Raw genomic sequence first — 14239 nt, forward strand, 5'->3', positions numbered from 1 at the left:
GCGGGCGGTGACCGGCGGGCGGCCGCGGCGGCCGCGCCCGGGGCGTCAGCGGAGGAGTGCGCCGAGCCGGGCGGCGGCGTCGACGACGATGCGGCCCAGTTCGTCCTCGTCGGACGCCTCGAACACCGACAGGCCCACGCTGGTCTGCGTCCGGGCGCCGGGGACGACGGCCGACACGCCGATGATCGCGGAGCGGATCTCGCCGTAGGAGACGGCGAAGCCGCGCTCGCGGGCGAGCGCGACCTCGGGGCGCTCGCCGGGGAGGGGCGGCGCGGCGGCGAGCATCGCGAGGCCGGCCGAGCCGCGGTCGACGGGGTCGAGCTGGCCGACCCGGAACGCGACGTGCATCGGGGCGCGCCGCGGCTCGACGATCATGAGCATCCGCACCCGGGTGTCGTCCTCGCGGACGACGAGGTGGGCGGTGGCCTGCGCGGCGTCGGTCATCTCCTCCAGGACGGGGCGCGCGAGGGTGCGCAGGTCCTGCTCGACGGGTTCGGCGAGTTCGACGAGGCCGGCGCCGAGCGAGATCCGCTTGAAGCGGTCGCGGCGGCAGAGCCGGTGGGCCTCCAGGGTGCGCACGAGCCGGTGCGCGACGGTGCGGTGGACGCCGACGCCCTCGGCGATCTCGGTGAGCGTGAGGCCCTGCGGGTGCCGGACCAGCAGCTCCAGGATCTGGAGGCCGTTGTGCAGCGTCTTCGACATTCCGGAGTCGATCTCGGGGGCCGCCACATCGGGGACCGTACCGCCGCCGGCCGCGCGCATGGGCCTCCTCTTGACGCATGTGAGTCACGTTACCTACGGTGTCCGTACTTCGCACGGTGCGTGCGATATTAGCACACTACACGAGAGGTTCGTTCGATGGACGCGTCGCTGCACCGCTTGTACGGGGCGCAGAGCCACCACATCGACGGCGGCCGGGCGCGCGCGTGGGCGGCGACCTTCACCCCGGACGGCGAGTTCCGCTCGCCCACGTATCCCCGTCCCGTCACCGGGACGGCCGAGCTGACGGCGTTCGCCGAGCGGTTCTTCGCCGACGCGCGGGCGCGCGGCGTCACCGTCCGGCACGTCCTGACGAACGTGTTCGCCGAGCGGGCGGACGAGCGCACCGCCCTCGTCCATGCATACCTGCAGATCGTGAGCACTCCGGACGGCGGCGAGCCGCGCCTGGACCGGATGACCGTCGTCACCGACGACCTCGTCCGGGACGGCGGCGGGTGGCTGATCCGCCGCCGCGTCGTCCACCGCGACGGCGCGCACGACGCACCGAACGACGAGCCGAACGACGAGCCGAACGACGAGAAGGAGCAGCAGCGATGAGCGAGACCGCCGAGCGGGCCAACCCCGGGCGCGTCGTCGGGACCCCGGTGGCGGCCGTGTACCCCGAGCTGCGCGGGAAGGCCGCCGTGGTGACGGGAGCGGCGCGCGGCATGGGGGCGCGGTTCGCGGCGGCGCTCGCCGCCCGGGGCGTGGACGTCGTGGGCGCCGACATCGACGGGGACGCGATGGCGGTCACCGCGAAGGAGATCACCGCCGAGACCGCGGGCGCGGACCGGCCCGGACGGGTCGTGGCGGCGCGGGTGGACGTGGCGAAGGCGGAGGAGCACGAGTCCGTCGCGCAGGTCGCGCTCGCGGAGTTCGGGCGGCTCGACTTCTGGGTGAACAACGCGGGGGTCTTCCCGTTCGCCGAGGCCGGCGACATCACGCCCGAGCAGATCCGGACGACGCTGGCGGTGAACGTCGAGGGGGTGCTGTTCGGGGCGCAGGCGGCGGCGCGGCACATGGAGCCGGGCGGGGCGATCGTGAACATGTCGTCGGTGTCGGCGGTGCGGGTGCGGCGCGGGCGCGGGGCGTACTGCTCGTCGAAGGCGGCGGTCGCGCACCTGACGGAGTCGCTCGCGGTCGAGCTGGGCGACCGGGGCCTGCGGGTCAACGCGATCGCGCCCGGCTACATCGACACGGAGATGACCCGCTGGGTGCGGGAGGACGGGGCGGCGCTGCGGCACGCGCTGGACGCCGTCCCGCTGCACCGGCTCGGGTCGCCGGAGGAGGTCGTCGGGCCGCTGCTGTTCCTGCTGTCCGACGGCGCCCGGTACGTGACGGGGCACAGCATCGCGGTGGACGGCGGGTCCCGGCATGTCTGACGCGGTGCACGCCGACACCGTCCGCTACCCGGGGACCGTGCTGGTCACGGGCGCGGCGGCCGGCATGGGCGCGGCGCACGCGCGGGCGCTGGGCGCGCGGGGCGTGCACGTGTGCGCGGCGGACGTCGCCGACGCGGGGCCGGTCGCCGAGGAGATCCGGGCGGCCGGGGGGTCGGCGAGCGCGCACGTCCTGGACGTCGCGGACGCGGCCGCGTGGGCGCGGGTGATCGGCGAGGTGCGGGCGGAGCGGGGCGGACTGGGCGGCCTGGTGAACAACGCGGGCGTCTCGCGGCGGCTCGGGTTCATGGACACGACCGAGGAGGTGTGGGAGCGGGTCCTGCGGGTCAACCTGACGGGACCGTTCCACGGGATGCGGGCGGCGGCGCCGCTGATGCGCGACTCCGGCGGCGGCTCCATCGTGAACATCTCCTCCATCTCGGGGCAGATCGGCTACTTCTCGCCCGCGTACTCGGCGAGCAAGTGGGGGCTGACCGGGCTGTCGAAGTCGGCGGCGGGCGGCTTCGCCGCCTGGGGCATCCGGGTCAACTCGGTGCATCCCGGGCTGGTCGACACCGGCCTGCTGGACGGCGCGGACGCGTTCGTCGCCTCGGCCGTCCGGAGCATCCCCGCCGGGCGCGTGGGACGGCCCGAGGAGATCACCGACGCCGTCCTGTTCCTGCTGTCGGACCGTTCCACCTACCTCACCGGCGCCGAGCTGACGGCGGACGGCGGCCTGGTGAGCAACGGCCTCTACCACCGCATCCTCGCCGACACCGGAGGTGGCCTCGGATGAACCCGGACGTGATCGTCGTCGGCGGCGGCGGGGCCGGCCTCGCCGCCGCCGCCACCGCGGCGGAGGCCGGCGCGGCCGTCCTGCTGCTGGAGGCGGAGCGGGAGCCGGGCGGCTCCACGGAGCTGTCGGCCGGCATGTTCACCGCCGCGGGCACCAGCGTGCAGCGGGGCCTCGGAGTCGAGGACTCGCCGGAGCGGTTCTTCCAGCACTACATGGACCTCAACCACTGGATGCTCAACCCCGGCCTGATCATGGCGTTCTGCCGGAACGCCGCGCCGACGCTGGAGTGGCTGATCGGCCTCGGGGTGGACGTCCCGGCGGCCGTGTCGCACAACGCGCACATGCCCGGCCTCTGCCAGGCGGGCGTCGAGGACGTCTGGCGCGGGCACGTCCCGCGCGACCAGGGCCTCGGCATCGTCCGGGCGCTCGTGCGGGCGTGCCGCGCGCACGGCGTCGAGATCGTCGCGAACACGCGCGTGGAGCGGCTGCTCGTCGAGGACGGCCGGGTCGCCGGGGTCGTCGCGGACGGCCTGGACGTGCGGGCCCGCGCGGTCGTCGTCGCGACCGGCGGCCTCGCGCACGACCGCGGCCTGCTCGAACGGTACTTCCCGGCGGCGCTGCGGGCGGGCGACGACCTGTTCGTCGTCGCGGCGCCCGGGGCGCGCGGCGACCACCTGCGGTTCGGCCGGCAGGTCGGCGCGTCCGTCGCCGGGGACGGCCAGGGGCTGCTGCTGCCGACGGCGTACTTCCAGCGGCTGCACCACTGGCAGTCGGGCTTCCCGCCGAAGTCGCGGATCCACGTGAACGCGCACGGCCGCCGGTTCATGGACGAGGACGCCTCGTACGCGGTGTCGGGCGGGATCATCGACGCGCAGCCGGGCCCGGTGTGGGCGGTGTTCGACGAGCGCGCCCGGCTCGGGCTGCCGCCCGGCTACGCGCACTGGACGCCGGAGCACGTCGCGCGGGAGGCCGACGCCGGGCGGACGGCCCGCGCGGACACCCTCGACGGCCTCGCGGCGGCGATCGGCGTCCCGGCGGACGCGCTCGGCGCGGCCGTCCGCCGCTGGAACGGCACGCTGCCGCACGGCCGCGACCCCGAGTTCCGGCGGCACCGCACGCTGGCGAACAAGGGCGCGGACGGGCACCCCGACCCGATCGACCGGCCGCCGTTCTACGCCGTCCGGATCCTGCCCGCCGAGCTGGTCTGCACCCACGCCGGGCTGGAGATCGACGCGTCGGCGCGGGTGCTGGACGAGCGCGGCGAGCCCGTCCCGGGCCTGCTCGCGGCGGGCGAGGCGGGCGCGGGCGTGCTCGGCCGGCGCTACGTCGGCGGCGGCAACTCGGTGGCGGGCGCCCTCACGATGGGCCGCATCGCCGGCCGCACCGCCGCCGCGCCCGCCGCGCCCCCAGCCGCGGCCGACCCGTCCGCTCCCACCGCGCCGACGGCCGCCGGCTGACGGCCGTCCGCACCATTCCACCCCACTCCACCGAGGAGAACGACATGGCGAACGGCACCGCCGCCCCCGGGGACGCCGACATCGGCCGGCGCACGATCCGGAAGGTGACGCTCCGGATCATGCCGATCATCGGCCTGCTCTACGTGTTCAACTACATGGACCGCGCCAACATCTCGTACGCGCAGCTCGGCATGGAGCACGAGCTCGCCGTCACGACGGCGGTGTTCGGCACCGCGTCGGCGATCTTCTTCCTCGCCTACGTCGTGTTCGAGGTGCCCAGCAACATGATCATGAAGCGGGTCGGGGCGCGGCTGTGGCTGGCCCGGATCGCGATCAGCTGGGGCATCGTGACGGCCGCGACCGGCCTCGTGCAGGACGTCACGCAGCTCTACGCCGCCCGCATCCTGCTGGGCGTCGCGGAAGCGGGCCTGTTCCCGGGCCTGCTGCTCTACCTGACGCTGTGGTACCGCACGCAGGAGCGCGGACGGGCGATCGCGGGGCTCGCGCTGGCGCAGCCGGTCGCGATGATCCTCGGCAGCCTCACCGGCGGGCTCATCCTCGACCACGTCCACTGGCTCGACATGAGCAGCTGGCGGTGGGTGTTCATGCTGCAGGGCGTCCCCGCGGTCCTGATCGGCGTCGCCGTCCTGTTCCTGCTGCCGGACGTCCCGGGCAAGGCGCGGTTCCTCAGCCGGGCGGAGGCCGCGTGGCTGGACGGCGAGATCGCGAAGGAGTACACGCCCGAGCGGTCGCACGGGCCGCTCGCCGAACTGAAGGTCGTCCGGGACCGGAAGGTGCTGTACCTCGCGGTCGCGAACTTCTTCGCCGCGTGCGGGCTGTACGGGTTCACGTTCTTCCTGCCCAAGATCGTCGAGCAGATGGACCCGTCGTACTCGGCGACGAACATCGGGTTCCTCGGCACGATCCCGTTCCTGGTCGGCGCGGTCGGGATGGTGCTGGTCGCGCGCAACTCCGACCGGTCGGGCGAGCGCAAGTGGCACGTGATCGCGCTGATGCTGCTCGCCGCCGCGGGGCTGTTCGGGACGATCCAGTTCCGGCACCAGCCGGCGGTGGCGCTGGCGTGCCTGTCGCTCGTCGGGATCGGCGTCCTCGGCTACATGGCGCCGTACTGGGCGATGGCCGCGCGGGTGCTGTCGCGGGAGCACACGGCGGTCGGGCTGGCGGCGATCAACTCGATCGCGGCGCTGGGCGGCTTCTTCGGCCCGTACGTGATCGGGCAGAACGCGACGGCGGACGACGTGTCGGTGGGCCTGTACTTCCCGATCGGCTGCCTGGTGGTGTGCGCGGCGATGCTCGCGTTCCTGCGGGTGCCGCGGGACGAGCCGCGCCGTGCGGCGCCCGCGGGGGCGGCGCCCGCCGCGGCCGCGGAGGCCGCCGGAAAGTGATCAAACCATGAATCGCTTCGGCGCCGTTAGTGTTGCGGCCATGGAGGATCGAGACACCGCCCCGGCGGACGGCCCGGCCGGCGCGGCGGACGGCCCGGCGGACGGCCCGGCCGGTGCGGCCGGCGAGCTCGACTTCTGGTCGTTCGTCGACCTCGCCGGCGGCCGGCTGGCCGAGGAGTTCGGCTTCCCGCACCGGCTGGCGACCCGGCTGCTGCTGACCCTGAACCGGGCGTCGGCGATCGTCACCTACGACCTGGAGTCGACGGTGCACCGGCCGCGCGGGCACTCGTGGGCGGCGTTCCGGCTGCTGTTCGTCACGTGGCTGGCCGGGCCGCTGGAGCCGGGGCGGGCCGCGGCGCTGGCCGGGATGAGCCGGGCGGCGGTGTCGAACCTCGCCAAGACGCTCGTCGCGGACGGGATGCTGGAGCGGGCGCGCGGCGCGCGGGACGGCCGGTCGGTGATCCTGTCGCTGACGGAGCGGGGCCGCGCCGCGATGCTGGAGATCTTCGCGGCCCAGCACGCCCGCGAGAAGCAGTGGGCGGACGTCCTCACCGAGACCGAGCAGCAGATGCTGGTCATGCTGCTGGACAAGCTGATCGAGGGGCGCACGCGGTTCGACGTCCGCGAGCGCAGCTAGCGGACCGGCCGGACCGGCCGGACCGGCCGGACCGGGGCGGCCGGGCCCGCGGGTTAGGTCTTCCCTGCGGCGGAGAAGAGCCGTAGTGTCGGCCAAAAGTAGTTAATGCATTAATCATCTTCGGGAGGCGAGGAGCATGGCGCACTACCGCCGGGTCGGCGACGTGCCGCCGAAACGCCACACCCAGCACCGGGACGGCGAGGGTCGGCTGTACTACGAGGAGCTGATGGGCGAGGAGGGCTTCTCGGCCGACTCGTCCCTGCTCTACCACCGCGAGATCCCGTCGGCGATCGTCGACGCCCGGCCGTGGGACGTCCCGGACGCCGCGACCGCGCCCAACCATCCGCTGAAGCCCCGCCACCTGCGGCTGCACGAGCTGTTCCCCGCGGACCGGTGGGCCGGGACCGACCCGGTGACCGGGCGGCGGCTCGTCCTCGGCAACGGCGACGTCCGCATCTCCTACGCCGTGTCCGCCGCCGCCTCGCCGCTGTACCGCAACGCGACCGGCGACGAGGTCGTCTACGTCGAGTCCGGCGCGGCGACCGTCGAGACCGTCTTCGGGACGCTGCGCGCCGAGCAGGGCGACTACGTGGTCGTCCCCATGTCGGCGACGCACCGCTGGCTGCCCGAGGGCGACGAGCCCCTGCGCACCTACGCGATCGAGGCGAACGGGCACATCGCGCCGCCCAAGCGGTACCTGTCGCGGTTCGGGCAGTTCCTGGAGCACGCCCCCTACTGCGAGCGCGACCTGCACGGCCCCGGCGAGCCCCTCCAGGCGGACGGCACCGACGTCGAGGTGCTCGTGAAGCACCGCACGTCCCGGGGCGTCACCGGCACCCGCATGGTGTACGCGCGGCACCCGTTCGACGTCGTCGGCTGGGACGGCTGCCTGTACCCGTACACGTTCAACATCCGCGACTTCGAGCCGATCACCGGGCGCGTCCACCAGCCGCCGCCCGTCCACCAGGTGTTCGAGGGGCCGGGCTTCGTCGTGTGCAACTTCGTGCCCCGCAAGGTCGACTACCACCCGCTGTCGATCCCGGTGCCGTACTACCACTCGAACGTCGACTCCGACGAGGTCATGTTCTACTGCGGCGGCGACTACGAGGCCCGCAAGGGCTCCGGCATCGGGCAGGGCTCGGTCTCGGTCCACCCCGGCGGCCTCGCCCACGGCCCGCAGCCGGGCGCGTACGAGCGCAGCATCGGCGCCGGGTTCTTCGACGAGCTCGCCGTCATGGTCGACACGTTCCGCCCCCTCGAACTCGGCGAGGGCGGCACCGCCTGCGAGGACGGCGGCTACGCCTGGACCTGGGCGGGCCGGGGACCGGACCGGTGACCGGCATGCCGGACCTCCCCGCCTTCGCCGTCGGGCTCTGCGACGACGCCGCCGTCTTCCCGCCGGGCCGCGCGCCGCTCGCCGACGCCGTCCCCGCGCACCGGCGCCACCGCGCCGCCCCGTACACCGCGCTCGTCGGCCCGCTGATCCTGCCCGCCACCGCGCTGGACGACCTGGCGCCGCTCCTCGACCGGGAGCCCGGCGGCCCCCTGGACCTCGCGCTGACCGCGCCCGCGGGTCCCGCGCAGGCCGCGGACGCCCTCGCGGCCGCCGCCGGCCTGCCCGTCGACCTGCGCGGGCTGGAGGTCGCCGTGCCCGCCGGGTGGACGCCGTCCGACCTGGTCCGCGCCGTGGACGGGCTGCGCACCGACGTCCCGATCCACGTCGAGGTGCCGCGGGACGAGCGCCGTCCCGCGGTCATCGCGGCGCTCGCCGCGTCCGGGCACCGCGCGAAGTTCCGCACCGGCGGCGTCACCGCCGACCTCTACCCGGACCCGGCCGAACTGGCCGCCGCGGTCGCGGCGGCCGTCGCCGCGGGCGTCCCGTTCAAGGCGACCGCCGGGCTGCACCACCCGGTCCGCAACACCGACCCCGAGACCGGCTTCGACCAGCACGGCTTCCTCAACCTGCTGCTCGCGGCGGACGCCGCGCTGGACGGCCGGCCCGCCGCCGAGCTGGCCGCGCTGCTCGCCGACCGCGACGCCGCGTCCGTCGCCGCCCGCGTCGCCGCCCTGCCGCCCGACCGGACGGCCGCGGCCCGCGCGGCGTTCGTGTCGTTCGGCACGTGCAGCATCACCGACCCCCTGACCGAACTCGCGGACCTCGGGCTCCTCCCGGCCGCGCTCACCGAGGAGTACGCATGACCCGCATCGAGGTGCCCGACGGCTCGCCGTTCGGGCTCGCCAACCTCCCCTACGGGGTGTTCTCCACGCCCGGGACGGCGCCCCGCGTCGGCGTCCGCGTCGCCGACTCCGTCGTCGACCTCGCCGCCGTCCTCCAGGACGACGTGTTCGCGAACCCGACGCTGAACCCCTTCATGGCGCAGGGGCACGCCCGCTGGGTCGAGGTGCGCGAACGGATCCTGGACGCCGTCGGCGGCGACCTCCCGGCCGGCGCCGTGCATCCGGTCGGCGCCGTCGCCCTGCACATGCCGTTCGAGGTCGGCGACTACGTCGACTTCTACGCGTCCGAGCACCACGCCTCCAACCTCGGGCGGCTGTTCCGGCCCGACTCCGAGCCGCTCATGCCGAACTGGAAGCACCTGCCTGTCGGCTACCACGGCCGCGCCGGGACGGTCGTGCCGTCCGGCACCCCGATCGTGCGGCCGTCCGGGCAGCGCAAGGCGCCGGACGACGCCGCCCCCGGGTTCGGGCCGTCCCGCCGGCTCGACATCGAGGCCGAGGTCGGGTTCGTCGTCGGCACCGGCTCCCCGCTGGGCGCCCCCGTCCCGGTCGGCGAGTTCGCCGAGCGGGTCTTCGGCGCCGTCCTCGTCAACGACTGGTCGGCCCGCGACATCCAGGCGTGGGAGTACGTCCCGCTCGGCCCGTTCCTCGGGAAGAGCTTCGCGACGTCGGTCTCGTCCTGGGTCGTCCCGCTGCTCGCGCTGGAGGCGGCCCGCGTCGCGACCCCGCCGCAGGACCCCGAGCCCCTCCCCTACCTGCGGGAGAAGGACGCGTGGGGGCTCGACCTCGACCTCGCCGTCGAGTGGAACGGGCAGCTCGTCTCCCGGCCGCCGTACCGGGAGATGTACTGGTCGCCCGCGCAGATGCTCGCGCACATGACGGTGAACGGCGCCGCGACCCGCACCGGCGACCTGTTCGCGTCCGGCACCGTGTCCGGCCCCGAGAAGGACCAGCGGGGCGCGTTCATCGAGCTGTCGTGGGGCGGGCGCGAGCCGCTGGAGGTCGCGGGCGAGCCCCGCACGTTCCTGATGGACGGCGACGAGGTCGTCCTGTCGGCGACGGCCCCGGCGGCGGACGGCGGCCGCCTCGGCTTCGGCGAGGTCCGCGGCCGCGTCCACCCGGCCCGCTGACCAGCCGGCCCGCTGACCAGCGCACCGCCCGCGGCGGCCCGCGCGCACGGGCCGCCGCGGGCGGGCGCTCAGGACGTCACGGCGCACTGCCCGCGGTCGGCGCGGCGCGGCCCCTCCGCGGACGGGCGGACGTCGAAGTCGAAGATCGCAGTCGGCAGGTACAGCGAGCAGCAGGCGTTCGGGATGTCGACGACGCCGCTGAGCCGCCCGTCGATCGGCGCGGCGCAGAGCAGCAGGTACGCCTGCTCGCCGGTGTACCCGAACCTCCCCAGGTACTCGATCGCGTTCAGGCAGGCGTTGCGGTAGGCGAGCGTCGCGTCGGTGAACGCGTTGGTGTCGGTCTCGTGGTCGACCGAGATGCCGATGAACGAGATGAACTCGTCGTACCGGGGCTCGACGTTGCCGGGCAGGAAGACCGGGTTGGTCGTCACGCCGTACTTCTCCATGCCGCCCTTGATCAGGTCGATGCCGAGGTCGACGAACCCGCCCATCTCGATGGCGCCGCAGAAGGTGATCTCGCCGTCGCCCTGGCTGAAGTGCAGGTCGCCGCCGGACAGCAGCGCGCCCGGGACGAACACGGGGAAGAAGACCCGCGAGCCGCGGCTGAAGTTCTTGATGTCCTGGTTGCCGCCGTTCTCCCGGGGCGGGATGGTCCGGGCGCCCTCCCGGCCGACCCGTTCGAGGTCGGCGCCGGTCAGGGTCCCCGCGAGGACGTCCCGCGGTTCGGGCGGCATCGCGAGCGGCGGCACCCGGTCGGGGTCGGTGTCGATGAGGGCCTGCTCGCGCGCGTTCCAGCGGGCCAGCATGTCGGCGGACGGCGCGGTGCCGAGCAGGCCGGGATGCGTGATGCCCGTGAACCGGACGCCGGGGATGTGGCGGGACGACGCGGTCTGCCCGCGGAAGTCCCAGATCGCCTTGTAGGCGTCGGGGAACCGGTCGGTGAGGAAGCCGCCGCCGTTGTGCCGGTCGAAGACGCCGGTGTACCCCCAGCCCTGGCCCGCGATGTCCCCGGTCTCCTGCGGGACGGGCCCGATGTCGAGGACGTCCACGACGAGCAGGTCGCCGGGCTCGGCGCCCTCCACCGCGATCGGGCCGCTCAGCATGTGGTTGACGTTCAGGTTCAGGTCGCGGATGTCGTTCGCCGAGTCGTTGTTCCCGACCTGGCCGTCCATCCACTCCCGGCTCTCGAGGCGGATCTCCGCCCCGGGGCGCACGGTGGCCGCGGGCGGGATGTCGGGATGCCACCGGTTGTGGCCGGGCACGTCCTGGTCGCGCATCGACCGCGCCTGGTCCACGCTGAACACGACTTCGGGCATGGCTTCCTCCGTAGGTCAGGGACGGGGCAACCGGTCCCGCCGCGGGTCGGCGGCGGGCGCGGGCGGGCGCGGGCGGGCGTCCCGCCGGACGACCCGCGGCTCGCCGGCGCTCGCCTCACCGGCGTCCAGCGCCGCCGGCGTGCGGCGGACGAGCGGCGGCGTGAACACGCGGGGCGCCGCGCGGCCGCACCCCGGGCACGGCTCCGCGGCCTCGGCCGTCCCGATCGGGCGGGCGACGTCGAACGCCCCGCACTCCGCGCACCGGTACCGGTAGTTCGCCACGGTTGCCCCCCAATACCTCCGTTGGCCGACTATTCCGCCAGGTAGCACACCTAAACGAGCGAACCTCGCAGGTCAGGCGGCATCGAAGAAGGCGGCGAACGGGTCGTCGAGGACCGCGCCGGACTCGTCCGGGCCCAGCAGGCACGCGTCCAGCAGCGCGTGGATGCGGTCGGCGTCGATGCCCGGCCCGGTCATCACCAGGTGCTGGACGCGGTCGCCGTGCTCGGCCGACCAGTCGAGCGCGGCGGCGACCCGGCGGGCGGGCCGCACCTCGTCCCACGCGGCCTCGGGCAGCGCGGCGAGCCACACCCCGGCGTCCGCCAGCGTGACGACGCCCGCCACCGCGTCCCACGCGAGCATCCGGTCGGGCCGGTTCGTCAGCCAGAACCGGCCCCGGCTGCGCACCGACTCGGCGGCGAGGACGTCCATGGCGGCGAAGAACCGCGCCGGGTGCAGGGGCGCGGTGCGGCGCCACACGACCGTGTCGGCGGTGGGGCTGTGCGCCGGGCAGGGCAGCAGCGCGGTGGCGGGGTCGACCCGGTCGGCGAGCTCGCGGGTGCACAGCGCGGGGCCGGTGACCTCCGGCGGCGGGTCGCCGGGCAGGACGACCGGCGTGAGCGGGGCCAGGTGCCGCAGGACGTCGCGGCACACCAGCAGGTCGTCCTCGCCCGCGCCGAGGCCGGGCACGGCGAGCGCGGTCGCGTACTCGATCTGGTGGGCCAGCACCCCGGCCAGGTAGCGCCCGTCGCCGGGGGCGACCGGCGCGCCCGTCTCCGCGAGCCGCTCGCCCCGGCAGATGTCGACGGGCATCAGCTCGGCGTCCACCGCGGTCAGGACGGCCGTGAGCCGGAGCCGGTCGCGCAGCGCGGGAGCGTCGAGGGCCTCGGCGACCGTCCGCGGCTCCACGCAGTCCCACAGGTCGACCACCAGGGGCCCGGCGTGCGCGGCCCGGCGCAGCAACTCGGGGACCAGGTCCTCCCGGACCGTGCACGTCACGCACCCGTGGTCGAGCCTGACCACCGCGCGGTCGAGCACCGCGCGGCCGTCCCGGACCGTCCGCGTGACGAGCCCGCCGGGCATCGCCCGCAGGTCGTGGTGGACGGCGACGGCGCGGGGGTGCCCGCGCAGCAGCCGGTCGACGACGGCGGTCCGCGCGGCGGCGTGCACCCCGGCCACCAGCACGACGGGTACGGACATGACGACCTCCATATGAAAATGATTATCGCTATCATGCCATGTCGAACGGAGATCCGATGGCCCGCGGAGCCCGTGATCGATGCGACCGCCGCAGGCGCGTCCTCTACAGACAGGAACACCGGCCGCGCCCCCGGCATGCCGCGCGGTTCCTCGCGAGGGCAGGCGACCTCCCGTGGCCGCTCCGCGAGCAGGGGGGCCGGGGCGGCAGGGGGTCAAACCGCGGTAGTACCTCGGTATGGCACCGTGGTGTGTCGCCGCGGCGGCCGCCGTCCGGCGAGGATGCCCGCATGAGGACCCGCATCCAGACCGTCCTGCTCGCGCTGCTGGTGACCGCGGGGGTGCTCGCCCTGCCGCCGCTGCGGGCGTCCGCCGCGGACCCGCGGGACGCCGCGCCCGTCCGGCTGCCCGCCCCGACCGGGCCGTTCGCGGTCGGCACCGCCGCGGTGCACCTCGTCGACCGCGACCGCCCCGACCCGTGGCGGCCCGGCCGGGCCCGCGAGCTGATGGTGAGCGTCTGGTACCCGGCGGCGCCCGGCGGGCGCGGACCGGTGCCGCAGATGACGCCGAAGGCCGCGGCGCACTTCGGGTCCGCCGCGGGCGCCGGGACGCTCAACCTGGGCGTCCCCGCCGGGACCGCCGACTGGGGCGCGACCGTCGGCGCCGCCCGCGCCGGCGCGCCCGCCGACCGCCGCGCCGGGCGGCTCCCGGTCGTCCTGTACTCGCCGGGCCTCGGCGACCCGCGGACGTGGAACACCGCGCTCGTCCAGGACCTCGCGAGCCGCGGCTACGCGGTGGTGGCGATCGACCACACCTACGAGGCGTCCGAGGTCGAGTTCCCCGGCGGACGGCTCGTCCCGAGCGACCTGCTCGCCGCGCCGCCGCCCTCCACACCCGGGGAGATCGCCGCGCTGCTGAAGAAGGTCATGGCGGCCCGGGTCGCCGACACCCGCTTCGTCCTGGACGAGCTGCCGCGCCTCGGCCGCCGCGTCGGCGCGGATCTCGACACCCGCCGCGTCGGCATGGCCGGGCACTCGGCCGGAGGGTTCACCGCCGCGCAGGCCATGCACGACGACCGGCGCATCCGCGCCGGGATCAACATGGACGGGCAGATGGACTTCCCCGGTGAACTGAGCAGCGTCGCTCGGAACGGGCTCGACCGGCCGCTGCTGTTCATGCAGGCGGAAGGCGACGGTGCCACCGGCCACCGCGACGTCCCGTCCTGGGCGGCGTTCTGGGGCGCGACGCGCGGCTGGACGGCGAACGTGCTGGTCCGCGGGTCGCGGCACGCGTCGTTCACGGACGCGTCGGCCGTGCTGCCCGCGCTCGCCCGCCGGGGCGCCGAGCCGTCCGGGGGGCTCGCCGCCGTCCTCGGCACCGTCCCGCCGCACCGGACGATCGCCGTCCAGCGCGCCTACGCGGCCGCGTTCTTCGACCGGTGGCTGCGCGGCCGCGACGGCACGCTGCTGGACGTCCCGTCCCCGTTCCCCGGCGTCCGCTACGAACGCTGAGGAGCGGAACGCCCGGAAGATCCTCATCTGCCGCCGCTAGCTTCGCGGCCCATGGACCACGGAACCACCGGCCTGCTGGGCACCCCGCCGCAGGCCGCCCCACGCCCCCGCTCCCCCCTTCGCCCGCTGCCGGC

At 75.2% G+C, this 14239-nt stretch carries 14 protein-coding genes; 10 read left to right on the plus strand and 4 right to left on the minus strand.

Annotated elements, in window-relative coordinates; all coding sequences use genetic code 11:
* Positions 1-45: 45 nt before the first annotated feature.
* The gene (locus tag DMH08_RS09400) at positions 46-729 is read right to left on the minus strand and encodes an IclR family transcriptional regulator (RefSeq protein ID WP_233617498.1); all 684 of its coding nucleotides are present in this window, start codon (positions 727-729) and stop codon (positions 46-48) included.
* A 129-nt stretch (positions 730-858) separates the two neighbouring features.
* Between DMH08_RS09400 and DMH08_RS09405 the strand changes: the two genes are divergently transcribed.
* From DMH08_RS09405 to fahA, 9 genes are all read left to right on the plus strand, one after another.
* Entirely contained in the window at positions 859-1317 is a 459-nt protein-coding gene (locus DMH08_RS09405) for a nuclear transport factor 2 family protein (RefSeq protein WP_125613057.1), read from the plus strand.
* On the plus strand, positions 1314-2141 hold the full coding sequence (locus tag DMH08_RS09410; protein WP_125613059.1) for an SDR family NAD(P)-dependent oxidoreductase: 828 nt from the start codon (positions 1314-1316) through the stop codon (positions 2139-2141). The genes DMH08_RS09405 and DMH08_RS09410 overlap by 4 nt, the downstream gene beginning before the upstream one ends.
* Entirely contained in the window at positions 2134-2934 is an 801-nt protein-coding gene (locus DMH08_RS09415) for an SDR family NAD(P)-dependent oxidoreductase (protein WP_026402690.1), read from the plus strand. Before DMH08_RS09410 ends, DMH08_RS09415 begins: the two co-directional genes overlap by 8 nt.
* A complete protein-coding gene (locus DMH08_RS09420; protein ID WP_125613061.1) occupies positions 2931-4391 on the plus strand; it encodes an FAD-dependent oxidoreductase in 1461 nt (486 codons plus the stop codon). The genes DMH08_RS09415 and DMH08_RS09420 overlap by 4 nt, the downstream gene beginning before the upstream one ends.
* Before the next feature lie 44 nt (positions 4392-4435).
* Positions 4436-5797 carry an MFS transporter gene (locus tag DMH08_RS09425; RefSeq protein ID WP_125613063.1) on the plus strand — a complete coding sequence of 454 codons (1362 nt, stop codon included), beginning with the start codon at positions 4436-4438 and terminating at the stop codon, positions 5795-5797.
* A 40-nt stretch (positions 5798-5837) separates the two neighbouring features.
* Positions 5838-6434: a MarR family winged helix-turn-helix transcriptional regulator gene (locus DMH08_RS09430; RefSeq protein WP_125613065.1), complete on the plus strand. Its 597-nt coding sequence runs from the start codon at positions 5838-5840 to the stop codon at positions 6432-6434.
* A gap of 136 nt (positions 6435-6570) precedes the next feature.
* Positions 6571-7770, plus strand: a complete 1200-nt coding sequence (locus DMH08_RS09435) for a homogentisate 1,2-dioxygenase (protein WP_125613067.1) — start codon at positions 6571-6573, stop codon at positions 7768-7770.
* A 5-nt stretch (positions 7771-7775) separates the two neighbouring features.
* Entirely contained in the window at positions 7776-8633 is an 858-nt protein-coding gene (locus DMH08_RS09440; protein ID WP_125613091.1) for a hypothetical protein, read from the plus strand.
* The gene (fahA, locus tag DMH08_RS09445; protein ID WP_125613069.1) at positions 8630-9802 is read left to right on the plus strand and encodes a fumarylacetoacetase; all 1173 of its coding nucleotides are present in this window, start codon (positions 8630-8632) and stop codon (positions 9800-9802) included. Before DMH08_RS09440 ends, fahA begins: the two co-directional genes overlap by 4 nt.
* A gap of 68 nt (positions 9803-9870) precedes the next feature.
* Here the strand turns inward: fahA and fmdA are convergent, their stop codons facing one another.
* The 3 genes from fmdA to DMH08_RS09460 form a co-directional block, all read right to left on the minus strand.
* Entirely contained in the window at positions 9871-11118 is a 1248-nt protein-coding gene (fmdA, locus tag DMH08_RS09450; protein ID WP_125613070.1) for a formamidase, read from the minus strand.
* Positions 11119-11133: 15 nt separating this feature from the next.
* Entirely contained in the window at positions 11134-11400 is a 267-nt protein-coding gene (locus tag DMH08_RS09455; protein ID WP_125613072.1) for an FmdB family zinc ribbon protein, read from the minus strand.
* Positions 11401-11472: 72 nt separating this feature from the next.
* Positions 11473-12597, minus strand: coding sequence for a CobW family GTP-binding protein (locus tag DMH08_RS09460; protein WP_233617499.1), 1125 nt, complete (start codon positions 12595-12597; stop codon positions 11473-11475).
* Between the two features lie 287 nt (positions 12598-12884).
* Here DMH08_RS09460 and DMH08_RS09465 point away from each other — a divergent pair, with 287 nt between their 5' ends.
* Positions 12885-14105, plus strand: a complete 1221-nt coding sequence (locus tag DMH08_RS09465) for an alpha/beta hydrolase family protein (RefSeq protein ID WP_125613074.1) — start codon at positions 12885-12887, stop codon at positions 14103-14105.
* Positions 14106-14239: the final 134 nt, after the last annotated feature.

Origin of the sequence: Actinomadura sp. WAC 06369, assembly GCF_003947565.1 — a bacterium.
Classification (GTDB): Bacteria; Actinomycetota; Actinomycetes; order Streptosporangiales; family Streptosporangiaceae; genus Spirillospora; species Spirillospora rifamycini.

Coding starts and splice junctions, on each gene's coding strand:
- DMH08_RS09435 (WP_125613067.1), top strand. CDS start 6,571: ATGGCGCACTACCGCCGGGTCGGCGACGTGCCGCCGAAACGCCACACC.
- DMH08_RS09465 (WP_125613074.1), top strand. CDS start 12,885: ATGAGGACCCGCATCCAGACCGTCCTGCTCGCGCTGCTGGTGACCGCG.
- DMH08_RS09460 (WP_233617499.1), bottom strand. CDS start 12,597: ATGTCCGTACCCGTCGTGCTGGTGGCCGGGGTGCACGCCGCCGCGCGG.
- DMH08_RS09440 (WP_125613091.1), top strand. CDS start 7,776: ATGCCGGACCTCCCCGCCTTCGCCGTCGGGCTCTGCGACGACGCCGCC.
- DMH08_RS09425 (WP_125613063.1), top strand. CDS start 4,436: ATGGCGAACGGCACCGCCGCCCCCGGGGACGCCGACATCGGCCGGCGC.
- fahA (WP_125613069.1), top strand. CDS start 8,630: ATGACCCGCATCGAGGTGCCCGACGGCTCGCCGTTCGGGCTCGCCAAC.
- DMH08_RS09415 (WP_026402690.1), top strand. CDS start 2,134: ATGTCTGACGCGGTGCACGCCGACACCGTCCGCTACCCGGGGACCGTG.
- DMH08_RS09430 (WP_125613065.1), top strand. CDS start 5,838: ATGGAGGATCGAGACACCGCCCCGGCGGACGGCCCGGCCGGCGCGGCG.
- fmdA (WP_125613070.1), bottom strand. CDS start 11,118: ATGCCCGAAGTCGTGTTCAGCGTGGACCAGGCGCGGTCGATGCGCGAC.
- DMH08_RS09410 (WP_125613059.1), top strand. CDS start 1,314: ATGAGCGAGACCGCCGAGCGGGCCAACCCCGGGCGCGTCGTCGGGACC.
- DMH08_RS09405 (WP_125613057.1), top strand. CDS start 859: ATGGACGCGTCGCTGCACCGCTTGTACGGGGCGCAGAGCCACCACATC.
- DMH08_RS09420 (WP_125613061.1), top strand. CDS start 2,931: ATGAACCCGGACGTGATCGTCGTCGGCGGCGGCGGGGCCGGCCTCGCC.